The organism is Pseudomonas bharatica CSV86 (genome assembly GCF_000319305.2).
In the GTDB taxonomy this organism is placed as follows: Bacteria; Pseudomonadota; Gammaproteobacteria; order Pseudomonadales; family Pseudomonadaceae; genus Aquipseudomonas; species Aquipseudomonas bharatica.
This window is the reverse complement of the sequence record NZ_AMWJ02000001.1, coordinates 2,695,594-2,717,760: the sequence shown is the minus strand read 5'-3', so window position 1 is coordinate 2,717,760 and position 22,167 is coordinate 2,695,594. Positions and strand designations below refer to the sequence as shown.

19 protein-coding genes and 5 pseudogenes are annotated in these 22,167 nt (G+C 61.3%); 16 read left to right on the top strand and 8 right to left on the bottom strand.

Going from position 1 to position 22,167, the window contains the following annotated elements; genetic code table 11:
• Positions 1-40 precede the first annotated feature (40 nt).
• The gene (locus CSV86_RS12165) at positions 41-2,458 is read right to left on the bottom strand and encodes a glucose/quinate/shikimate family membrane-bound PQQ-dependent dehydrogenase (RefSeq protein WP_009400319.1); all 2,418 of its coding nucleotides are present in this window, start codon (positions 2,456-2,458) and stop codon (positions 41-43) included.
• A 485-nt stretch (positions 2,459-2,943) separates the two neighbouring features.
• On the opposite strand from CSV86_RS12165, the gene CSV86_RS12160 reads away from it, so the two are divergent.
• The 5 genes and pseudogenes from CSV86_RS12160 to CSV86_RS12140 all read left to right on the top strand — a co-directional run bounded on the left by CSV86_RS12160 (position 2,944) and on the right by CSV86_RS12140 (position 7,713).
• On the top strand, positions 2,944-3,612 hold the full coding sequence (locus tag CSV86_RS12160; protein ID WP_009400318.1) for a GntR family transcriptional regulator: 669 nt from the start codon (positions 2,944-2,946) through the stop codon (positions 3,610-3,612).
• Positions 3,613-3,683: 71 nt separating this feature from the next.
• Positions 3,684-4,490, top strand: a complete 807-nt coding sequence (locus CSV86_RS12155; protein WP_009400317.1) for an ABC transporter substrate-binding protein — start codon at positions 3,684-3,686, stop codon at positions 4,488-4,490.
• Positions 4,491-4,502: 12 nt separating this feature from the next.
• A complete protein-coding gene (locus CSV86_RS12150) occupies positions 4,503-5,279 on the top strand; it encodes an amino acid ABC transporter permease (protein WP_009400316.1) in 777 nt (258 codons plus the stop codon).
• A gap of 3 nt (positions 5,280-5,282) precedes the next feature.
• The gene (locus tag CSV86_RS12145; protein ID WP_009400315.1) at positions 5,283-6,062 is read left to right on the top strand and encodes an amino acid ABC transporter ATP-binding protein; all 780 of its coding nucleotides are present in this window, start codon (positions 5,283-5,285) and stop codon (positions 6,060-6,062) included.
• Between the two features lie 42 nt (positions 6,063-6,104).
• Positions 6,105-7,713, top strand: a pseudogene (locus CSV86_RS12140) (gamma-glutamyltransferase family protein).
• A gap of 89 nt (positions 7,714-7,802) precedes the next feature.
• Here CSV86_RS12140 and CSV86_RS12135 read toward each other — a convergent pair.
• The 3 genes and pseudogenes from CSV86_RS12135 to CSV86_RS12125 form a co-directional block, all read right to left on the bottom strand.
• Positions 7,803-8,897, bottom strand: a complete 1,095-nt coding sequence (locus CSV86_RS12135; RefSeq protein ID WP_170394618.1) for a pentapeptide repeat-containing protein — start codon at positions 8,895-8,897, stop codon at positions 7,803-7,805.
• A gap of 45 nt (positions 8,898-8,942) precedes the next feature.
• Positions 8,943-9,499 (bottom strand): annotated as a pseudogene (locus CSV86_RS12130) (GNAT family N-acetyltransferase).
• 305 nt (positions 9,500-9,804) lie between these two features.
• Positions 9,805-10,110 (bottom strand): hypothetical protein, encoded by a 306-nt coding sequence (locus CSV86_RS12125; protein ID WP_009400311.1) that lies wholly within the window; start codon positions 10,108-10,110, stop codon positions 9,805-9,807.
• A gap of 416 nt (positions 10,111-10,526) precedes the next feature.
• Between CSV86_RS12125 and CSV86_RS12120 the strand changes: the two genes are divergently transcribed.
• Positions 10,527-10,802 (top strand): hypothetical protein, encoded by a 276-nt coding sequence (locus CSV86_RS12120; protein ID WP_170394616.1) that lies wholly within the window; start codon positions 10,527-10,529, stop codon positions 10,800-10,802.
• On the opposite strand, the gene CSV86_RS12115 is transcribed toward CSV86_RS12120, so the two are convergent.
• Positions 10,795-10,995, bottom strand: a complete 201-nt coding sequence (locus CSV86_RS12115) for a hypothetical protein (RefSeq protein WP_009400310.1) — start codon at positions 10,993-10,995, stop codon at positions 10,795-10,797. The genes CSV86_RS12120 and CSV86_RS12115 overlap by 8 nt on opposite strands.
• Positions 10,995-11,435 carry a hypothetical protein gene (locus CSV86_RS12110; RefSeq protein WP_009400309.1) on the bottom strand — a complete coding sequence of 147 codons (441 nt, stop codon included), beginning with the start codon at positions 11,433-11,435 and terminating at the stop codon, positions 10,995-10,997. Before CSV86_RS12110 ends, CSV86_RS12115 begins: the two co-directional genes overlap by 1 nt.
• Before the next feature lie 125 nt (positions 11,436-11,560).
• Between CSV86_RS12110 and CSV86_RS12105 the strand changes: the two are divergent.
• The 5 genes and pseudogenes from CSV86_RS12105 to CSV86_RS12085 form a co-directional block, all read left to right on the top strand.
• Positions 11,561-12,199: pseudogene (locus tag CSV86_RS12105) on the top strand (CobW family GTP-binding protein); the annotation flags it as partial.
• Between the two features lie 126 nt (positions 12,200-12,325).
• On the top strand, positions 12,326-13,219 hold the full coding sequence (locus CSV86_RS12100; RefSeq protein WP_037060551.1) for a LysR substrate-binding domain-containing protein: 894 nt from the start codon (positions 12,326-12,328) through the stop codon (positions 13,217-13,219).
• Positions 13,220-13,319: 100 nt separating this feature from the next.
• On the top strand, positions 13,320-14,024 hold the full coding sequence (locus CSV86_RS12095; RefSeq protein ID WP_009400306.1) for an SDR family oxidoreductase: 705 nt from the start codon (positions 13,320-13,322) through the stop codon (positions 14,022-14,024).
• A 177-nt stretch (positions 14,025-14,201) separates the two neighbouring features.
• Positions 14,202-14,534, top strand: a complete 333-nt coding sequence (locus tag CSV86_RS12090; RefSeq protein WP_009400305.1) for a hypothetical protein — start codon at positions 14,202-14,204, stop codon at positions 14,532-14,534.
• On the top strand, positions 14,531-14,821 hold the full coding sequence (locus tag CSV86_RS12085) for a hypothetical protein (RefSeq protein WP_009400304.1): 291 nt from the start codon (positions 14,531-14,533) through the stop codon (positions 14,819-14,821). Before CSV86_RS12090 ends, CSV86_RS12085 begins: the two co-directional genes overlap by 4 nt.
• A gap of 233 nt (positions 14,822-15,054) precedes the next feature.
• On the opposite strand, the pseudogene cadR reads toward CSV86_RS12085, so the two are convergent.
• Positions 15,055-15,463 (bottom strand): annotated as a pseudogene (gene cadR / locus CSV86_RS12080) (Cd(II)/Pb(II)-responsive transcriptional regulator).
• 95 nt (positions 15,464-15,558) lie between these two features.
• Here cadR and CSV86_RS12075 point away from each other — a divergent pair.
• Genes CSV86_RS12075 through CSV86_RS12065 form a run of 3 tightly spaced genes read left to right on the top strand, consistent with a single transcriptional unit; the run spans position 15,559 to position 18,282 of the window.
• A complete protein-coding gene (locus tag CSV86_RS12075) occupies positions 15,559-16,455 on the top strand; it encodes a cation efflux transmembrane domain-containing protein (RefSeq protein ID WP_004364974.1) in 897 nt (298 codons plus the stop codon).
• 3 nt (positions 16,456-16,458) lie between these two features.
• Positions 16,459-16,971: a signal peptidase II gene (gene lspA, locus CSV86_RS12070; protein ID WP_003821921.1), complete on the top strand. Its 513-nt coding sequence runs from the start codon at positions 16,459-16,461 to the stop codon at positions 16,969-16,971.
• Positions 16,972-16,992: 21 nt separating this feature from the next.
• Positions 16,993-18,282, top strand: coding sequence for an ISL3-like element ISPpu12 family transposase (locus CSV86_RS12065; RefSeq protein WP_004574636.1), 1,290 nt, complete (start codon positions 16,993-16,995; stop codon positions 18,280-18,282).
• Here the strand turns inward: CSV86_RS12065 and CSV86_RS31390 are convergent.
• Positions 18,251-20,236, bottom strand: coding sequence for an HNH endonuclease family protein (locus CSV86_RS31390; RefSeq protein ID WP_205346239.1), 1,986 nt, complete (start codon positions 20,234-20,236; stop codon positions 18,251-18,253). The genes CSV86_RS12065 and CSV86_RS31390 overlap by 32 nt on opposite strands.
• 73 nt (positions 20,237-20,309) lie before the next feature.
• Between CSV86_RS31390 and CSV86_RS12055 the strand changes: the two genes are divergently transcribed.
• Together CSV86_RS12055 and CSV86_RS12050 are read left to right on the top strand one after the other, a co-directional pair.
• A complete protein-coding gene (locus CSV86_RS12055; RefSeq protein WP_009400302.1) occupies positions 20,310-20,936 on the top strand; it encodes a peptidoglycan-binding domain-containing protein in 627 nt (208 codons plus the stop codon).
• A 47-nt stretch (positions 20,937-20,983) separates the two neighbouring features.
• A pseudogene (locus CSV86_RS12050) lies at positions 20,984-22,014 on the top strand (LacI family DNA-binding transcriptional regulator).
• Positions 22,015-22,167: the final 153 nt, after the last annotated feature.

Genomic DNA, 22,167 nt, shown 5'->3' with positions numbered 1-22,167 from the left:
TAACGCGAGCGCCCGCCGCGAGGGCGGGCGCTGGAGAGGGTCAAGGCAGGGCGTAGGCGATCACGTAGTCGCCGCGGTCGGTGGACTGGCGTGCGCCGCCAGCGGTGATGACCACGTACTGCTTGCCGGTTTTCGGCGACACATAGGTCATCGGGCCACCCTGGCTGCCGACGGGCAGGCGGGCTTTCCAGATTTCCTTGCCGTTGCCGCTATCGAAGGCGCGCAGGTAGAAGTCCTGGGTGCCGGCGATGAACACCAGGCCGCCCTGGGTCGACAGGGTGCCGCCAAGGGTCGGCAGGCCGATCGGCAGTGGCAGGTGCATGCGGATACCCAGCGGGCCAGTGTCCTCGACGGTGCCGACCGGTACTTGCCAGGCAACCTGGCGAGTCTTCATGTCGATGGCGGTCAGGGTGCCGTAGGGCGGGGCCTGGCACGGAATGCCGGCAACCGACAGGAAGCGGTTCTTGTTCACCGCATAGGGCGTGCCTTTCAGCGGTACCGCGCCCATGCCGGTGTTCAACGCTTCACCGCCGCCCGCCGCCTGGCCCTTGTTGGCCGACGGGATCATCTGGATCCACAGGCCCAGGCGCATGTCGTTGACGAAGATCAAGCCATTGACCGGGTCGGTCGACAGGCTGCCCCAGTTCATGCCGCCCAGCGAGCCCGGGAAGCTCAGCGACAGGTCGGTACCCGGCGCGGTGTACAGGCCGTCGTAGCGCATCTTCTTGAAGTCGATGCGGCACAGCAGTTGGTCATACGGGGTGGCGCCCCACATGTCCGACTCGGTCAGGGTCTGCGCGCCGATTTGCGGCATGCCCACGGAGCGCGGTTGGGTTTTCGAGTACTGCTCGCCAGGAATGTCGGCGGTTTTCACCGGGACTTCCTCGACCTTGGTCAGCGGCTGGCCAGTGGCGCGGTCGAGCACGTAGATCTGCCCGGCCTTGGTGCCGATGACCACGGCCGGAACCTGGCTGCCGTCGTCCTTGGTGAAGTCGATCAGGCTCGGCTGCATCGGCAGGTCGAAGTCCCAGAGGTCGTTGTGCACGGTCTGGTAGACCCACTTCTCGGCACCGGTGCTGGCGTCGAGGGCGACCACGGAGGCGCCGTACTTGTGGTTCAACTGGGTGCGTTCGGCACCATAGAGGTCGGTGGACGAGCTGCCCATCGGCAGGAACACGGTGTTCATCGCCGCGTCGTAGGACATCGGTGCCCAGCTGTTGGGCGTGCTGCGCACGTACGTCTTGCCGTCGGCCGGGGCCTGCTTGTCCTCCGGGTTGCCCGGGTCGAAGGCCCAGCGCATGGCGCCGGTGATCACGTCGAAGCCGCGGATCACGCCGCCGGGCATGTCGGTCTGCACGTTATCCGCGACACGTCCGCCGACCACCACGGTGGTCCCGGCCATCAGCGGTGCCGAGGACAGCTGGTAGTAGGAGTCCGGGACATCGCCCAGGCCGGCCTTCAGATCGACCTGGCCGTTGTTGCCGAAGCCTTCGCAGAAGGCGCCGGTATCGGCGTCCACCGCGATCAGGCGGCCGTCGATGGTGTTGGTCAGCAGGCGACGTTCGCAGGCGGCACCTGCCGGCACGCTGGCCGCGATCACCGGGATGCTGTTCGGCTGGGTCGGCTGCACGATCGGCTGGCTTGCATCGAAGTAGGCCAGGCCACGGCAACGCTGCCAGACCTTGGACTGGGCGTTGATATCGTTGCGCCACAGCTCCTTGCCGCTATCGGCATCGAGAGCGATCAGGTTGTTGTGCGGGGTGCAGATGAACACCTTGTTGCCGATCTGCAACGGGGTCAGTTGGTCCTCGGCACCATTGCCGTCGCTGATGGCGATATCGCCGGTGCGGTAGGTCCAGGCCACCTTGAGCTTGTCAATGTTGCCGCGGTTGATCTGGTCCAGCGCGGCGAAGCGGCTGCCACCCTCGGTGTTGCCATAGTGCGCCCAGTCCTTCTGCGCCTTGGCCGGATCCACCGGGGTCAGTGCCGGGCCATCGCCCTTGGCTGCTACGGTCGGGTGGGCAACGAACATGTTAGCCACGGCCCATACCACGCCAATGGCCAGTACGCCGGCGACAGCGTAGGCACCGCGACCGCCGCTCGAACCGCTGGCGCGCTTGAGCATCGGGTACACCAGCGCGACCACCAGGCCGATGACGCTGAACATGAACAGGCGGGAGAACATCGGCCAGAAGCTGCGGTCGGTATCGACCAGCGCCCAGATCGCCGTGGCCACCAGGAACGCGCCGAACAGCCAGGCACCGGCCGGCTTGCGCAGGGCAATGAGGATGCCGGCCACGGCCATGGCCGCACCGCCGATCAGGAAGTACCAACTGCCACCCAGGGTAGTCAGGCGAACACCGCCCGCCGCCAGGGCCAGGCCGAGCAGGGCGATGATCACGCCCAGCCCGATCAGGATGAATTTGCTTAGGCCGGAGGCCTGAGGTTGAGGGGTCATGCCGGGTATCTCGCTGTGTGAATGCGGTGGCGATTATACGCTTAGCTAGCTAATTAACCAGATAGTTCATTGGTCGAATGTGAAAAACCGGGTTGAATGCCGGGTATTGGCTGAGTTGAGCGTAGCCCTTGTGGGGCAGGTGTATCGGGTAGTCAGGCAAGGATTTTTGTTGTTTGCGGGGGCATCATCGCTGGCAAGCCAGCTCCCACAGGTTCAGCGGTGCACGCGATCCCTGTGGGAGCTGGCTTGCCAGCGATGGCCTCAAGGGCACCGCTGAAGTGAGTTTGTTACCGGGCTACCGGAATGCACGATTCCGGGGCACATACTGAGCTATTAGGTAGCACTGTTCCCCGACCCGCATGTCCCCTTGATGTCTGCCATCCCCATCCAAATCAACCCCTTACCCCTCATTCGAACAACCTGGCACACATCCTGCTTTTTCGTATCCATAGATAATTGGATACAAAAATACAAAGGTGAGCCCCATGCAATTCGCCCCTGCCTACGTTGACCGTCAGCCGCAGACCGCCGAGGAAGAGGCCTACAACTTCCTCCTCGAAGCCATCTGCTGCGGCCGCTACCGCAAGGGTCACCGCCTGATCGCCGAAGACATCGCCAGCGAGATCGGCATGAGCCGCATGCCGGTGCGCGAGGCCTTCCGCCGCCTTGACGCCCAGGGCCTGGTGACCCTGCGCCCCAACCGCGGCGCCGTGGTCAGCGGCCTGGATATCGAGGAACTGCACGAAGTCTTCGAAATGCGCAGCGCCCTTGAAGGCCTGGCCGTGCGCGTGGCCGTGGCCCATATCGGCGAACGCCAGTTGGCGGCCCTGGAGCGCATGCTCGACGAGATGGACGACTACCGCGACGAAAGCGCCCAGTGGGTCCGCCGGCACCGCGCCTTCCACGAGTACCTGTGCAGCTTCAGCGGCCGGCCGCGCCTGATGAAACAGATTTCCGCGCTGTACTCGCTGGTCGAGGCGCCCATGCGCCTGTGGCTGCAGCACGGCGAAAAGCCCCTCAGCGCCCGCGAGGAGCACGCGGTGATCCTCGATGCCATTCGCGCTGGCGATGCCGACAAGGCCGAAGCCGTGGTCCGCGAGCATATCGAGGGTACCGTTCCGGCGCTGATCCAGTTCCTGCAATCGGAAAAATAGAGGCGGGCCCGAACCCGTCCGTGTGTTGACTTTGAATCCTGCCGTTTTCCAACGAAGTGGAGTGTCTGGTCATGCATCTACGCCGCGCCTTGCTGGTGGCTGTTTCCCTCGGTCTGAGCACGCAATGGGCCGCCGCCGCGCCCCAGGTGCCGGAGCGCCTGAAGACGGTCGAAAAACTCACCTATTGCTCGGGGATGGATTCGCCGCCCCTGGTGTCCTTCGACGCCGCGCAAAAGCCCCGCGGGCTGACCGTCGACCTCGGCCTGGAAATCGCCAAGCGCCTCGGCAACAAGGACGTGCAATGGCGGGTGATTCCGTTCTCCGGTCTGGTCCCGGCGCTGCTGGCCGGGCAGTGCGACATGATCGTCGACCAACTGTTCGACAAGCCCGAACGGCGCCAGGTGATCGATATCGTCAACTACATGTATTCCAGCCAGGCGGTGGTGGTGCCCAAGGGCAATCCCAAGGGGCTGAAGACCCTCGACGACCTCTCCGGGCACAAGGTCGCCGTGCTCAACGGCTCCACCATCAAGACCCTGCTCGACGCCCATAACGACACCCTGGCCAAGGCCGGCAAGGCGCCGATGAAAGTGGTGGTGTACAACACCGATACCGACGCCTTCCAGGCCCTGCGCATCCGCCAGGTCGACGCCTACGGCACCACGGTGGAAACCGCCGGCTACTACGCCGCCATGGCCCCGGACCTGTTCGAAGAAGGCGTACCTGCGTTCAGCCGCATCCTTACCGGCCTGGGCATGCGCAAGGACGACCCGCAACTCACCGCAGCGGTACAGCAGATCATCGACGACATGCGCGCCGACGGCAGCTACGCGAAATTGCTGGGCGCCTGGCACGTCAGCAGCGACACACTCGACTGAGGAACAGCGGGCATGAACTTCAATTGGGATGTGTTCTGGCAATACCTGCTGCAGCCCAGTGGGGTGTACCTCACCGGGCTGTGGCTGACCTGCCTGATCGCCGTGCTGGCCATGGCCCTGGGTTGCGCCCTGGGGCTGGCCGCAGCGTTGATGCGCCTGTCGAGCAACCCGCTGCTGCAATGGCCGGTGCGCTTCTATGTGTGGCTGATGCGCGGTACGCCGCTGCTGGTGCAGATCGTCTTTCTCTACACCGCGCTGGCGGCGGGCGGGATCTTCCGCTTCGAGGACATCGCGCTGTTCGGCCTGGTCGTCCCCGGCAATATCCAGGCGGCGATCATCGCCCTGGGCCTCAACGAAGGCGCCTACATGGCCGAGATCATCCGCGCCGGCATCGGCGCCGTGGACAAGGGGCAATATGAAGCCGGGCGTTCCCTGGGCATGACCTTCGGCAAGCTGATGCGTCGCATCGTGCTGCCCCAGGCCTTCCGCGTGATCGTTCCGCCGATCGGCAACGAATTCAACGTGATGCTCAAGAACACCACCCTGGTCAGCGTGATCGGCGTGCAGGAGCTGCTGCTCAGCACGCAGATGGTCACCTCGGCGACCTTCCGCGTGTTCGAGCTGTACCTGGTGGTCGCCATCTACTTCCTGTTGCTCACCACCCTGTGGGGCTTCTTCCAGCGCTGGCTGGAAAACCGCTTCGGCCAGTCCGACCGGCCCAGCGCGCCGCCCCCGGCCGCCAGCCGCATGTTCGGCCGCGGCACCCTGAAACTGCTGAGAGGACGCTGAGCCATGGCGCAGAAAAGCGAAGAACTGGTGATCGAGGCGCTGGACATCCATAAGTCCTTCGGTGCCTTGCAGATCCTCAAGGGCGTATCCCTGCAAGTGAAGCGCGGCGAAGTGGTGGTGCTGATTGGCGCTTCGGGCTCGGGCAAGACCACCTTCATCCGCTGCATCAACCTGTTGGAAGACATCCAGGGCGGGCGCATCCGCGTCAACGGCCACGCCATGGGCTACCGCGAGCGCCCGGATGGCAGCCTTGTACGCGACTCCGAACGCAATATCGCCCGCCAGCGCCGGGATATTGGCATGGTCTTCCAGCGCTTCAACCTGTTCCCGCACATGACCGCGCTGGAAAACATCATCGAAGCGCCGGTGCAGGTGCTCGGTGTGTCCAAGGCCGAAGCGCTGGAACAGGCGAAGAAACTCCTCGCCCGGGTCGGCCTCGCGGACAAGGGCGGGCACTACCCGTCGATGCTCTCCGGCGGCCAGCAACAACGGGTCGCCATCGCCCGCGCCCTGGCCATGAAGCCGCAGGCCATGCTGTTCGACGAACCCACCAGCGCCCTCGATCCGGAGATCGTTGGCGAGGTGCTGCAAGTAATGAAGGAACTGGCCGAGGAGGGCATGACCATGGTGGTGGTCACCCATGAAATGGGCTTCGCCAAGGAGGTCGCCGACCGCGTGGTGGTGCTCGACCAGGGCGAACTGATCGAACAGGGCCCGCCGGAACAGATCTTCAACCACCCGAGCCACCCGCGTACCCGGGCCTTTCTCAGCCGTGTGCTCTGAGTCTGTGGCCCACCCGTTCCTGAATATGAAGAGAGCCAAGCCATGTTGAAACTGTCTGCCCACGAATATCCCTATCCGTCCCAGCGCCAGAGCGTATTCGCCCGGCGTGGGATGGTCGCCGCCTCCCAGCCGCTGGCCGCGCAGGCCGGGATCGAGATCATGCAAAAGGGTGGCAACGCCATCGATGCCGCCATTGCCACGGCGGCGGCGCTGACGGTGGTGGAGCCCACCGGGTGCGGCATTGGCGGGGATGCGTTCGCGCTGGTGTGGGTCAAGGGGCAATTGCATGGGCTCAATGGCAACGGGCAGGCGCCGGCGGCGTTGTCGGTGGAGGCGGTCAAGGCGGCCGGGCATTCGGCAATGCCGTTGTATGGCTGGACGCCAGTGACGGTACCCGGCTGTCCCTCGGCCTGGGCCGTACTGTCGGAACGCTTCGGACGGCTGCCCTTCGCCGACCTGCTGCAACCGGCGATCAGCCTGGCGCGGGAGGGCTTTCCGGTCTCGCCGGTGGTGGCGCATCAGTGGGCGATTGCATCGAAGGAGTTCTCGCCGCATCGGGATGGGGTGTTGCAGGCCTGGTTCGATACATTCCTGATTGACGGGCGGGCGCCCAGGGCGGGGGAGATGTTCACCAACCCGACGCAGGCCGAGACCTTGGAAGAGCTGGCCGCGACCCGGTGCGAGAGTTTCTACCGAGGTGCTATTGCCGAGCGGCTGGATGCGCACTCACGGGCTACTGGCGGGTACCTGCGGGCCCGTGATCTGGAAGGGTATCGGGCGCAATGGGTCGATCCGATCTCGATCAACTACCGCGGGGTGGACGTCTGGGAAATCCCGCCTAGCGGGCAAGGGCTGGTGGCCTTGATGGCACTGAAGATCCTGGAAGGCTTCGACTTCGACCACCGCGACAGCCAACTGACCTGGCACCGCCAGCTGGAAGCGATGAAGCTGGCCTACAGCGACGGGCTGCACTACATCACCGACCCGCAGCATATGCGGGTGGCGGTAGCGGACTTGCTCAGTGACCAATACGCGACGCGGCGCCGGGCGCAGATCGGCGAACAGGCGCAACCGCCGCTGCATGGCGACCCGCTGGCCAGCGGCACGGTGTACCTGGCCACGGCGGACGGCGAAGGAAACATGGTCTCGTTCATCCAGAGCAACTACCACGGCTTCGGCTCGGGGGTGGTGCTGCCGCACAGCGGCATCGCGCTGCAGAACCGGGGGCAGGAGTTCAGTCTGGATCCGTCGCATGCCAACTGTCTTCTTCCGGGAAGAAAACCTTCCACACGATCATTCCGGGGTTCCTGACCAAGAACGGGGAAGCGCTCGGACCGTTTGGCGTGATGGGTGGGTATATGCAGCCGCAAGGGCATGTGCAGATGGTGATGAATATGGTGGATTTCGGGCTGAATCCCCAGGCTGCGCTGGATGCGCCGAGGTGGCAGTGGTTGGGGGGATGAAGGTTGGGGTGGAGCAGGGGGCTTCTCGGGATTTGATCAACTCGCTGATCAGACGGGGGCATGAGGTGGTGGTGGTTAGTGATTCTACGGAGTATGGGCGGGGGCAGATTATTTTGCGGGATGGGGGGAGTGGGGTGTTGTGGGGTGGGGCGGAGCCAAGGGCGGATTCGGTGGTGGGGGGGTGGTGAGGGTGCAACGCTTCCTCCCAAAACTGCGCTCACAGGAGTAGCTGTGGAGGTTGCATGAACCTATAGCTACTCCTGTGGAAGCGTTTAGCTCAAATCCTGAGGCTTGAAATGCGCCACCATCGAGCCCACGGAGCGGGGGTGGCTGACCAGTCCTTGGGGGGGCCGTCAGAATAGAAAAGTTCGGAAAGCATAGTGATCAGTGAGCCAAGCAGGAAATAACCAAATAGAACCTGAGTGATGACGAGCAGTTGCGCGATCCAGTGATTCTGCGCACTCATATCTCCGAATCCCAAGGTCGTCATTGTAACGACCGAAAAATATAAGCTGTCCATCAGGCTGTGTGGCTCCATGCCTTTGATTAGATTGGGAAAAAGCATGTAGACATATGCAAAGGCCAGCGTTGATAACACGAAGGACGCCAGCACGCGACTGGGCGAAAATCCATAGTTTGATAGAGACCAAAAGAACTTTGTCAGCGTTCTTAGTAGTCGGCTTTTGCCCTCATACCAATCGCTCCAGTTATGGCGTCGGTTGCAGTAGCGTAATGTGTGACGAAGCCCTTGAGAATAGTTTGCGGACTCGAAACTGATAGTGCGGAAGTCGGTCTCTGTAGAAACGTTGTAATTTTCGAAAATGGTGGAACTGTTAAAGTGTGCTTGAGTTAGCTTTGCCCCGCATAGGCTGCTGTTTTTGAGAAATCCAGTAGGTAGTGGTGGGCTCCCGTCAAATCGTGTACCCCTGAGGTTGGCACGATACAAAATTGTCTCGTGCATGTTTACTGTTTGAATTATTGCGTCTTCAAGTGTGGATTGCTGCAGGTTGGCATGATTGAAGTCAGTCATCAGGATTTTTGCTCCATGAAATGAAACTTTAATCAATTCTGCACTTGTGAAGGACGATAGCTCAACTGTGGAGTGGGTGAAGTTCGCGCCATACATTCTGGCGTTTCTGAAGTTTGCCCCTTGAATGGAAGCTCCTTCGAAGTTGGCGTTGTGCAAGTCCATATAGTCCCCGTTGGGCGTATAGAAGCTTGCACCGATCAGCGTCCATGAAGAAAAGTCTCCGTTGCGGAGCCTGACGATGCTATTGGTGGTCTCAACAAATTCGTTCCAGCGTGTGAAGTCATTTTTCTCGGCGCAGCTCTTCAGTAGGCTGTAATGTTCTGGATTGGTTTCTATGGGCATGTATCACGCGTGCTCGGGGCTTAGGTTCGTTGATGTGAAATTTGATCATTCAAGTGTTCGAGGATGTAGGGCCCAGTCATCTCTGGTCATCTGCCATATTTCCTTAAGCGTCGAGCCAGATACAAATTGTCCTTCCTGGATCGCCACCAGTCGCATGCCTTCATGAAGCGAAACACGTCGTGAAGCATCATTCTCCACAGCCTTTGGCACCTGCATCACCGGTCTGCCCAAAGTTTCAAACCAATAAGCATTGATCACCTCACAAGCCTCCCGCATATACCCCTGACCCTGCCATCGCGGCGATAGCCAGAAGCCCCGGTTGTTTCCAGGCTCGTCGTAGAGGGAGATGCTGCCGATCTTCTGTTGTGGATCCGAAGCAAGGCAGATCATCCAGTGCCATTCACGCCCAGCGGCAATCGCGGGAAGGGCGATATCGCGCACGTAGGTCAGCGCGCCATCGTCGGGGTAGGGCCAAGGCACTCGGCTGTCGAGGTAACGGACGACCTCCCAATGGGGAACAGCTCCTGGATGGCAGGGGCGTCGCTCAGTTGGAGCGGGGTGAGCAGCAGGCGGGCTGTCTTGAGGACGGGAGTGCTTTCCATGACGCAGTTCCTTTGCGAGGGCATGACTGAAGCAGGCCGTAGTGTCGCAGTGCGGGAACCATGATGTCGAGAGGCCATATGCTTGTTAGTTTCGCCTCGGCGAAATTCATTCTTTCACCGGATCAGCAGCGACCAACCTGTATCTCTCCAGTAGGTACGGCGGGGAAGGAGGGTGGCAACTGCACGCGGGTTGACGGACCGGTCCACAGAGAAACCCCGGCGCGCCTTAAGGCGCCCTCACGCGCAGTTGCCATCGAGCATGGACTTGTAGGGCCGCATGGGCGGCCCGTCGAGCGATGAGTCTCTTAGCTTTCGACTTGCGGACCGGCCACTCCTTGGCGCAACGCCTCGGTCAGTGCCTGGCAGATTTCCAGCGATTGCCAGGTAGCCCATGCCTTGTCCGCCAATGGGCGGGAGAGCATTTCGCAGAGTTGGGCGTTGGATTCGAAAGCGGAGGTGATTGCAGCCGAGAGGTGGGCCAGGGCGTCTTCTATGTCAGCATCCGGGCATACGGCGAATATATGGGGATGGGCGCCGGCGCAGGTGCCGAAGTGGATGCTGGCGGTTTTGCGGCGAGGTGGGGCGGGTGGGTCTGGAACGATCTTTTTCATTGCGTAGTGTTCCTGAAGAGAAAGGGAACCGACACGCAATCGCTACCAAACGATTGGGTGGCGACCGTACGCAGGTTGGTAGACCGGACTTCAGGCTCCCCGGCGCGCCCGAAGGCGCCCAGCGTACAGCCGCCATAACAAAACCAGCCGGGTTGGGCCGACTGGGTTGATGGGACGTGCACGCCTGAAGTCAGAAGTCAGGCTACCAAACCTGAGCCGCCAAACAGCAGCGACCGGCGAAGACTAGGTAACCATTTCCAGATGTGCAACGGCTGAAGAGGCGGAAAAGTATGCTTGGGAAATTGCCTACATGAAAGCCGGAAGCGGGAGAGGTTTTGTAGGAAAGAATGGCAGTTTTAGCTGGATATTTGAGATAGGGCTGTGGGGTGTGTCTTCACGGATGGATGGAATCGGTCATGGATATTCAGCGGGGTGGCAGCTCGGCAGGCAATCCGAGCGAGGCGGAGCTGTTGCAGGCGGATGCTGATGGTTCTGTAGTGATTGTTGTGGTGGATTCACTGGCGCAATCGCTGGCAAGCCAGCTCCCACAGGTGGCGTGTTGTGCTTGGGATCGGTGGCTGGCAGAGGTCGCGGAACTGTTGGGGAATATGAGGTTGCAGGTGGGCTTAGACACAGGGGGGGCTTCGCGGGCAAGCCTCGCTCCTACCTTGATTTGCAGTGTGCTTATTTGAGGGTGAAGAGCTGGGAGATCAGTTGCAGGGCTTGCTGACCCTTGGCTTCGTACAGCTCGTGGAGAGGGCTCTGGTCTGTAAGCTTGTGCAGTCGGAAATGGTTGTAGAACGCCTGACCCAGCCGCTGCTGATCGAAGCTGTCCGAATGCCAGAGGCGCAGGAATTCCTCGTAGGCTGCTTGTTCGATTTCCATCAGTTCGGCTTTCTTCCCAGAATGATATTTCGGCAATCCAGTGTCAGTTCGTCCAGATGCGGTGCCAGTGCCTTCGCGCCGAGTAGGTCCAGCGCGTGGGCTGCTGCGTCCCGCAGTGGCTGCCATTCCTCATGGATGAACATGTGCTGGTTTCCACAGTGAAAGGCGGCTTCGGACAGGTCGTTGCTTAGCTGCCAGACCTTTTCCAGCGCCGCTCGCACGTCCATCGGCAGGGCCTTGCCTGCGACCTCCAGCACCTCATTGACCGGCAACATCTTCTCCGACCAGGTCTCACAGGCCGGGCAGGAGGGGATCGAGTAGCGTTGCACCTCTGCCGTGGCTGCCAGGAAGTCGAGCGCCGGGATGGCGAGGCACACGGCAAGTATCCGCTTGTATTCATCTTGCCCGTACCATTCCCAGAGTCTGTCGGGGAAGTCCATTGTCCACTCCGTTTGTGATGAGGCACTTCAATTGGAGGGGATTATCCGGGGCTTGTGATGTTCTGGCGAGGGGCTGGTTTCAGCTGTGTTGCTGAGGGCCTCATCGCTGGCAAGCCAGCTCCCACAGGGTCCTGCCGATGGTCGCCGGCAACGTAGCGCTGTCGAGCATTCTTGGCACCGGGCTGTTCGATCTGCCCAGCCTTGCTGCAGCGCCCGGCTGGATGAAACGGATGGACGCGCACGACACACCGGCTGCCGAGTCGGACACCTATGGCGTGGTGTCGTGGGTGTATCGCGAACGCGCCCCGTTCCATCCGCAACGCTTGCTCGCGTTTCTTGCCCGTCCCTGGCGCAACGGTCGGTTGCTGCGCAGCAAAGGCTATTTCTGGCTCGCCAGCCGCCACCGCGAAACCGCGTTGCTGGTGCACAGCGGCAAGCAATTCCAGTGGGATTACGTGGGGCATTGGTGGCGCTTCATCGACCCGTCGCAATGGCCGCAAGACCATTATCGCCTGCAGGGCATCACGGCCAAGTGGGACAGCATCGTCGGCGATTGCCGCCAGGAACTGGTGTTCATCGGCCAGGACCTGGACACCCAGGCGCTGCAACGCGAGCTCGACCACTGTCTGCTGAGCCCGGACGAAATCGCCAGCGGCCCGTCGGCCTGGCCAGCGTTGCCGGGGGCGGCCGACTTCGACAGCCAGGCCGTGTCGGCCCGGCAGGCGCAGGCCACCCAGCAAGCGGCGCAGATAATCGACAGCTGATCAGGCAGGACAGGGCATAGCGCAGGCGGGCGAGGGCTGAAGAGGTCGAGCGACTTTCTGCCGACCTTTACGCCAAGCTGCCCTGGTACCAGAATCTCCCTCCCAGCCAATAGAAATCCCATTGCCATGCCCCCAGGCTTTCCCGCCTTGCCGTCACTCAACGCCCTGCGCATGTTCGAAGTGGTGGCGCGGCATCTGAATTTCCGCCTTGCCGCCGAGGAACTGGGCCTGACCCAGGCCGCCGTGGCCCAGCAGATCCGTGGCCTGGAGGCGAGCCTCGGGGTTCGCCTGTTCGAGCGCCTGCCCAGGGGCCTTGGCCTGACCGACGCCGGTCGCGGCTACAGCGTCAGCATCCGCAGCGCCCTGGCGATGATCGACGAGGCGACCCGCCTGCTGCGTCCGCAGTCCGAACAATTGACCATCAGCGTGACCCCGTCGTTTGCCTCCCGCTGGTTGATGCCGCGCTTGGGCGATTTCGCCGAGCACTATCCGCAGATCGACCTGCGCTTGCTGGCCACCGATCGCCTGTCGCATTTCCACACCGAGGGCGTCGATATTGCCGTGCGCTACGGACAGCCGCCCTTCGGTGGCGGCCTGAACACCGAGTTGCTGATGGAGCAACGGGTAGTGGCCGTGGCGAGTCCAGCGTTACTGGCGCAGAAGGGCACCCCGCAGACCTTCGAGGCGCTGCAGGGCTTTGTCGCACTGCATGACGCCCACCATTACTGGCCGCTGTTCGTCGCCGCGCTGTTCCCCGGCCATCCTTCGCCGAGCGCCAGAAACCTGCGCTTCAACCAGACGTCCCTGGCCATCGAGGCGGCCATCGGCGGGCAGGGCATCGCGCTGGCCAGCCATGCCTTCGTCAAGGAGGATATCGCCGCTGGCCGCCTGGCCCAGGTGTTCACCCAGGAGCTGCGCCTGGACAAGGCGTTCTACCTGGTCTGGCCGCGCAAGGCCCGGCAGTCGCCGCTGTTGCAGGTGGTCAAGGAGTGGCTCAAGGAACAGGCAGCCGATAGCTGAGCTACTGGCTTGGCATGCTCTTCCTGTCTCCCTGGTCCTCGCATCGGCTGCTAGGGTGTAGGGACTCGAAACATCAAGAGTCCGAACCCCAGGAGGCAACATGGCAGTCGAAAAAACCGCGATCATCACCGCCGCCGGCAGCGGCATGGGCGCAGCCACGGCGCGGCGGCTGGCTGCCGACGGGTACAAGGTCGGGATCCTCTCGTCGTCCGGCAAGGGCGAGGCGCTGGCCCGGGAACTGGGCGGTGTCGGGGTGACCGGCAGCAACCAGTCGGTGGCAGACCTGCAACGCCTGGTGGATGCAGTGATGGAGAAATGGGGCCGGATCGATGTGCTGGTCAACAGCGCCGGCCATGGCCCGCGGGCGCCGATCCTCGAGATCAGCGACGAAGACTGGCACAAGGGCATGGACACCTACCTGCTCAACGTGATCCGCCCGACCCGGCTGGTAGCGCCGATCATGCAGCGCCAGCAGGGCGGGGTGGTGATCAACATTTCCACGGCCTGGGCGTTCGAACCGGTGGACCTGTTCCCGACCTCGGCGGTGTTTCGCGCCGGGCTCGCGGCCTTTACCAAGATCTTTGCCGATACCTATGCCGGCGATAACCTGCGCATGAACAACGTATTGCCCGGATGGATCGACAGCCTGCCGGCCACCGACCAGCGCCGCGACAGCGTGCCGCTCAAGCGCTATGGAACCAGCGAGGAGATCGCGGCGACCATTGCCTTCCTGGCCAGTGATGGCGCCGCTTACATCACCGGGCAGAATCTCAAGGTGGATGGTGGGGTGACCCGCAGTATCTGAGGGTGTTGCTGTTGGCCCTATCGCTGGCAAGCCAGCTCCCACAGGTTTGGCGACGCACGCGGTCCTTGTGGGAGCTGGCTTGCCAGCGATGAGGCCGCGCAGCCCGGTCATGATCAAGCGCTTTTGTGCCCGGGCGGCTAATCAAGTAGTTTGTTCCGGCGCTGAGGAGCCTTGCATATGCTGACCATTGCCGAACACCAGATGGCCTCGTTGCGTGCCGCCCTGGCCGAGGACTTTGCGCTGCGCCTGGAGCGGCATTTGCGCGACTGCGGCCACACCGGACCCGTGCGTGACGCGATCGCCTGCTCACGTAGCCTGGCCGCCGATTTCGGGCTGCAAGCCGAACGCGATGTGGCGCGGCTTGCGGAGTTGCTGCTGCAATACGCCGCCGGGGTTTCAGGCGACGTCTGTCTGCCTCCCCAGGCGCTGAGCATCCTCAGCCGGCATGGCGCCGACCCTGGTGCCAGGCTGGAGAGCCTGTCCCGCTGGATCGGGGAGGGCAGGGCATGACGCAATTCAGCGAGCACCCCTACGACCAGACTGTCATGCCCTGTACAAATAGCATTGAGACTGAAACGCCGCTGCACTGGATCGAGATCGAGTTGCTCGGCGAGGACGACGCGCCGATTCCCTGGGAGGAATACCTGATCGAGCTGCCCTCGGGGCGTCGCCTGCGCGGGTATCTGGATGAACAAGGCATCGGTCGCGCGGAACGCCTGACGGAGTCTGGAACCTGCCGTGTATGTTTTCCTCGCCTCGACCAGGATGCCTGGAGCGAGTTGTCCACCTCAGGTTAACCCTTTGGGGTAGGTCTTCTTCTTCGGATAGGCCTTTTTCCACCATGCCTTTACCGCGGCTTTGTCGAGAAACGCGGGTTTGTGCTTGGAGCCCTGGGCCTTCGCCAGGGCCGCGTAAGCTTTTTCCAGTTCCCGATCGGTATTTTGGGTAAGCGGATTAAATGGTTGATCTTACCTTTGCATGAGAGTGAGACAGACCGGCATCTCATCGGATTATCTGGTTGATGCTTCACCTACTGCTGGTGCATGTTTCCTTCGCTAATTCCCAGCAAGAACCCCACACGCCTCAACTTCCCGGTCATCGTTGCAACTCGCTCTCAGTGAAACGAGTTGTTTCTCAAGCGCTTGCAGAGCGGTTATCTGCGACCGCACATGAGAGATGTGATCATCGAGCAAGGCGTTGACGGCGGTACAAGGCTGATGAGGGTCGTCCTCATAGCTCTGTAGTTCGTGAATCTCAGCCAGTGACAGGCCCAGGATTCTGCAGCGACGGATGAAGGCCAGCCCCTCACCATGCTTCTCGGTATAGACACGGTAACCGTTGTCCTGCCGATCAGGCGGCGGCAACAAGCCCTGCTGTTCATAGAAGCGGATCGTCTGTGTTTCGACCCCTACCAACTGCGCCAACTGACCAATGCGCATCAGCCTCCTCCCCAACGGATTCTTTACTCTATTGACCTTATAGTAGCTTTATAGTTTTAAATGGTACCACAACATTGTTCAAGTGGAGTCGTATCATGAGCAAATCCTGTGGTGGCGCCTGTGGCGGTGATGCAACGTCCGCAGCGGATACCGATATACAGGCCTCCTCCGAGGCGCCAGGGAGATGGGTCAGTGTTTATGCCGTGCCGAAGATGGACTGTCCATCAGAAGAACGAATGATTCGCCTAGCCCTGAACGGCTTTGAGGAGATTCGGGCGCTGTCCTTCGACTTGTCGAACCGCCGGCTGAAGGTCGTGCATGACGGCGAGGTCGAGCCCGTCACCTCGAAACTGAAGACCTTGGGGCTAGGCGCCTCGCTTCAGGAAACCGTCGCTGCAAATCCGGAGACCATCAAGGCCGCCGAGTTTTCGGCAGCTTCTGCTAAGCAAGAATCCGGGACCCTGCGCTGGTTGCTCGGCATCAATGCACTTCTGTTCGTGGTGGAAATGACTGCCGGTCTGATCGCCCGGTCCACCGGCCTGATTGGAGAATCCCTGGACAATTTTGCCGATGCGGCGGTGTACGGGCTTGCCCTTTATGCGGTTGGACATAGCGTGAAAATGCAGGTACGTGCCGCGCATCTTGCTGGTGTACTGCAACTGATCTTGGCTGTGGGCGTGCTCGTAGAGGTGGTGAGACGCTTTGTATTCGGTAGTGAGCCTGAATCGCTGGTGATGATGGCTATCGCATTCGTCGCATTGATTGCCAATACCAGTTGTCTGCTGCTCATATCCAAACATCGGGAAGGCGGGGCGCACATGAAGGCAAGCTGGATATTCTCGGCCAACGACGTGGTGATCAACCTGGGGGTCATCACCGCCGGCGCCCTGGTCGCGTGGACCGGTTCCAATTATCCGGATCTGATTATCGGCACCATCGCGGGGGGCATTGTACTTAACGGTGCCAGACGCATTTTGGCGTTGAAGGGTTAAATAATGCTCATTATTGGCAAAAAGCTCTCGCCGTATGCCCTATTGTCCATATCGGGCCTGCTGGCAGCGTCTGATCAGGCTGTAAAGTGGCTGGTGCAGCAATCAATGGCCTATGGCGAGTATGTTTCGGTGACCCCGTTCTTTAACTGGGTGCACCTATGGAACACCGGTGCCGCATTCAGTCTTTTTGCGAATGGTGGAGGCTGGCAGCGCTACTTTTTTATCGGAATCGCGGTAGTGGTCTCGATTTTTCTGATCAAGCTGATCCTTGAAAATCGTCATAAAGGAGAAGCCATCGCTTACAGTCTTATCCTCGGTGGCGCCATGGGCAACCTGATTGACCGGGTCTTTCGCGGCTATGTTGTGGATTCCTTTGATTTCTATTGGCGAGACTGGCATTGGCCGGCCTTCAACCTGGCTGATATTGCAATTGTCCTCGGTGCCTTACTTTTCGTTTCCAGCAGCTTGTTGGGTAAAAAAGCAAACACCAATGCCGAGTCGGATGGATCTGACTGACACCTACGCCTATACAACACCATGACCGAACTTCCCGACAACATCCTTCACCTGCCGCAATACCAAGTACTGGGCTGCAAATCAACCGACGACGAAATGCACTTCCAGGTGGACGTGCCCGATCCCATCGCCTGCGAGGAATGCGGCGTGCAGGGTGAGTTCGTACGGTTCGGCAAGCGTGACGTTCCCTATCGTGATCTGCCCATCCACGGCAAGCGGGTCACTCTCTGGGTGGTCCGCCGCCGATACACCTGCCGGGCCTGCAAGACAACATTCAGGCCCCAGCTACCGGAGATGGTGGACGGATTCCGTATGACACTGCGGCTGCATGAGTACGTGGAGAAGGAATCCTTCAACCACCCCTACACCTTTGTGGCGGCACAGACCGGCCTGGACGAGAAGACGGTGCGCGACATCTTCAACGCCCGCGCCGAGTTCCTGGGGCGCTGGCACCGCTTCGAGACGCCCCGCATCCTGGGCATTGACGAGCTATACCTGAACAAGCGCTACCGCTGCATTCTGACCAACATTGAGGAGCGAACCCTGCTCGACCTGCTGGCCACCCGCCGCCAGGACGTGGTGACCAACTACCTGATGAAGCTGAAAGACCGGCAGAAGGTCGAGATCGTCAGCATGGACATGTGGAACCCCTACCGGGCAGCGGTCAAGGCTGTGCTGCCCCAGGCCCGTATCGTGGTCGATAAGTTCCATGTGGTGCGCATGGCCAACGATGCCCTAGAGAGAGTGCGCAAGGGCCTCAGAAAGGAGCTGAAACCGTCCCAGAGCCGGACTCTCAAGGGAGACCGGAAAATCCTGCTGAAACGCGCTCACGAAGTCTCAGACCGGGAGCGCCTCATCATGGAGACCTGGACAGGCGCGTTCCCGCAACTGCTGGCCGCCTACGAGCACAAGGAGCGCTTCTACGGCATCTGGGACGCCACCACACGGCTCCAGGCAGAAGCCGCCCTGGACGAGTGGATAGCCACCATCCCGAAGGGCCAAAAGGAAGTCTGGAGCGATCTGGTCAGGGCAGTGGGAAACTGGCGCGAAGAGACCATGACCTACTTCGAGACGGACATGCCCGTCACCAACGCTTACACGGAGTCCATCAACCGACTGGCCAAGGACAAGAACCGTGAAGGGCGCGGTTACTCCTTCGAGGTGATGCGGGCACGAATGCTCTACACCACGAAGCACAAGAAGAAGGCACCGACTGCGAAGGTCTCTCCTTTCTACAAGAAAACCATCGGTTACGGACTGCCGGACTTCGCAGAGGAACTCAACTACGGAGTCGATCTATCAACCATCTGAGGGTGGTATCAGATTGATGGGGTGAAGGTGCCCCATCAACCATTAAATCCGTATACCCGGTATTTTTCGCCTGCTTGTCCACATACGCCCAGTATCCCTTGGCATTGGTGCCGGCCCAGGCAGGGATATAGGACTTCTCCACGATATCCTCCGGCGTTGCGTGGTACGCCAGCAGGCGGCGCACTTCCTCGGCGAAGAGCAGCTCCGTTTCCTCATCGGGCTTGCTGGAATTCTTCAGAACGGTTGCGGACAGGATGTCCCCCTCAGGCACGGACAGGCCGAAACGGGAACGCAGCAGCGCGAGGCGTACGCCGAATCGCTGCAAGGCGCAAAAGTAGCCGCAATCGGCCGGAGTCAGTTTTTGGGTGGAGGGGTCCGGGTCGGAGGTATCCAGTGTGTTGTCGCTGTCATCGGACTGGTCCTCGTCGTCTTCCGTGTCAGGCTGCAAGGGCTGGATGGCGAGGCGGTAGTAACGTGCCAGCCATGGCTCGGAGGGGGCGCCCTGGGTGGTGAGGATATTGTGCGGAGTCGGACGCGCCAGCGGCAGTTCCACTCTCCAGGCCAACAGGGCATCCAGGGTCGCGGAGGCAAACTGGCCGGCCCTGGACACGGCATGGCCCAGCGCTGTCATTGCCGCGTCCAGTTCGTCCGGTGCATCGGACACCTGATCGACTGGATCCTTGGCGAAGCACTGGTTCAGCATCGCCTCTAGCTCGTGTTGAGTCAGCCCGTTGTTTTTCAGGAACAAAAACAGGGCACGGATCTTCATCAGGTGCTCGGCCCGGGCGCGGATCAGCTCGGTGCGGTTCAATCCGAGGTGGATGATGCAATAGACTGCACGGCTGGTCTGGCCGTCGGTCGCGAGCAATTGGTCTACGGGCGAGAGAACCAGGCTTTTCTGGCAACTCTCGACGTACTGGCGGGCGGCGAGAGCGTGCTGGTCCGATAACTTGAGACTCGAGGCCAGCACATTGGTCAGTATGACGAAGTGCTGCGAGTTCGGATCAACCTCGAACAACCAGGCAAGTACGAAGTATCTGGCCATGGCCTGTGGGCCGCGCTCGATGATGCCCTGGCCGGCCTGGGCATAATTCTGATAAGGCTGATCACGGATCGGATTGTCCCAGGTGAATTCGCCTTTGCGCTGCTCGGCGTAGGTCGCGCGCAGCGAAAGATCCTGCAGTAAATAGCGCGGGTCCTGCTTGTTCACGGCTACGCATACTTCCCGAGCGGCATTCCACAGGATGCTGCAGATTGCCTGGGCAGTGTCCTGCTGGGACTGCAATTGCGATTTGCTCAATTGGGCCAGTACCGGTACCGGCCGTGGTACCAGCGGATCGTTCTCGCCCTTGCGTCGTATGTATTCATCCCAGAGCTTGCTGGGTACCGCCTTGGCGGTGTAAGGGTCGAAACGCAGGACAAGGCGTGGATCCTCCGCGCCCGGGTCGACGAAGGCCGGCTGTTCCTGAGCCGGTTTGCCGTAGGTCGCCCGGGGTGATCCGGGCATCAGGTCGAACTTGTTCTTCTTGTACACCTCGTTGCAGATGCGGCACGCCGCGTAATAGTTGCCGGCGTTGTAGGCCAGCCAGAAATAGCCCGAGCGGACAATCCCGCGTGCGCCAAGCATGGCTGACTCCACGCCGCCGGTGGCAGGATCGTAGCCGGCCTTGGGGCGGAAGTGTTCGACGTCGGCCTGGCTGGTGGCAGCCATCTTGGCCTCGCAATACGCGCATTTTCCATGCTGCATCTCCACCAGCTTCTTGTTGATCTTGCTCCACAGCCCCTTGAATCTCGCACTTTCGAAGCCGGGAAGGTAAAGCGGGATATCGGTGTCGCTGTCCTTGACCGTGACGGTATTGCCGTCCTCCCATTCCTCGATCAAGGCATTGGTGGCTTTAGCGAAGCCCAAGGGTTTGATGTAGTCGTCCAGTCCAGCTGTACTGATCCGAATCATGATGGCCTTTTGAGCGCAGTTTGAGATTGATGCAGAATAGAGCAACCCGCCCCCGGATAGTCAAAGACCTCCCATGTGGATCACCATCGGCCTCAAGGACACCGCTGAAAGCCTGGGATTCGCCCATGGCCTGATATGGGAAACCGTCTGGGCGGCTCCCGAAAACGCCGATTTGCGCAACAGCAAGCGTGAAGGACTGGTGCTCCACCCGGGCGACCGCCTGTTCATTCCCGAGCGCCGCCAGCAGTGGAAGCCCGCCCCGCTGGATCAGCGCAGCACCTTTCGCCGCCGTGGCGTGCCATCGAAGATTCGTTTGAAACTGGAACTCAACGACCTTCCCGAACAGGGTGTGCCCTACGTCCTGGAAATCGACCAGCAACGCATCGAGTCCTGGGTCCCTGCCAATGGCATCATCGAGCACTGGGTACGCCCGGACCAGGATGACGCAGTGCTCTGGGTCGGCCAGGGCGCGACGCGCCGCCGGTTGTTGCTCAAGCTCCGCGAGTTGCGCCCGCTGGACACCCTGGAAGGCGTGCAGAACCGGCTTGCCAACCTGGGTTATCCGGTTAGCGGGAGTGGCGAGCTGGATGAGCCGACTCGCGACATGTTGCGCCTGTTCCAGCAGCGCAACGAACTGCCGGTGACCGGGGAGGTCGACGAAGCGACCCTGGCGCGGCTGAAGGCGCGGCACGGGCCTTGATTTGTTAATCTCCAGGCCGCCGAACCATCCGTGTTGGAAGATCATTCGTGGCAAGAAAATCCAGAAGAGAACTGGCCCTCACCGAACAAGGCGCGATCCCGGTCACAGTGATCGACGTGGCCCGGGTCGCGGGCGTGTCGCCAATCACTGTTTCGCGAGCCCTGCACCGCCCGAACGGGTCAGCGAAGCCACCCGCGAACGGGTGCTGGAAGTGGTCCGCGAGATGGGCTACGTGCCGAATCTGCTGGCCGGCAGCCTGGCCAGCAGCAAGAGCCGCCTGGTGGCGATCCTCCTGCCAACCCTGGCCAATTCGATCTTCGCCACCCTGGTCCAGTCCGTCATGGAGCGCCTGACCGAGGCGGGCTATCACTCGTTGCTCGGCCCGACCGGCTATTCACCGGAAAAGGAAGAGGCGCTGCTGGAGGCGATCCTTGGGCGTCGTCCGGATGCCATCGTACTGACCGGTACCCTGCACACCGACGGCAGCCGGGCGCGCCTGGCTTCGGCGGGGATCCCGGTGGTCGAGGCCTGGGATCTTGGCGAGCACGCCCTGGATATGCAGGTCGGTTTTTCTCATGAAGAGGTAGGACAACTGGTTGCCGAGCATTTCCATGGCAAGGGCTACCAGCGTTTCTCCGTGATCACGGTGGATGACCCCCGTGGCATCCGCCGCTGCGAAGGGCTGACCCGGCGTCTGGCGCAGCTCGGCATCGAGGATGTGCCGGTCGAAGTACTGCCGCTGCCCTCCACCTGGTCGGTCGGCAGGGAAGGGCTGCGTCGCCTGCTGCAGCGCGACCCACGCCCGCAACTGGTGTTCTGCAGCTCCGACAGCGTGGCCCTCGGCGCCCTTGCAGAGGCCACCGCACAAGGGCTGCGCGTTCCCGAGGAGATCGCCGTGCTCGGCTTCGGCGACACCGTCGACAGCCAGTATGCGCACCCGGCGTTGTCCACCATCAGTGTCAACTCCGCCGTCATGGGCCGCACGGTCGCCGAGGCGCTGTTGCGCCGTCTGGCCGGTGGCAAGGCAGTCGAACGGCACGATACAGGGTTCCATCTCATCGAACGCGCCAGCACCTGAACTCCCCCTTGCCCGACAAAAAGTCCTTGCGGCTACTTGAATGATAACGTTATCCACTCCATGATGATCGCCAGGTTGTACGATGACTTGCATCCTCGCTGGATCATCCGAGGCCCGTTCAATTCCGCCTAGAACAAAAGCACAAGGAAATCT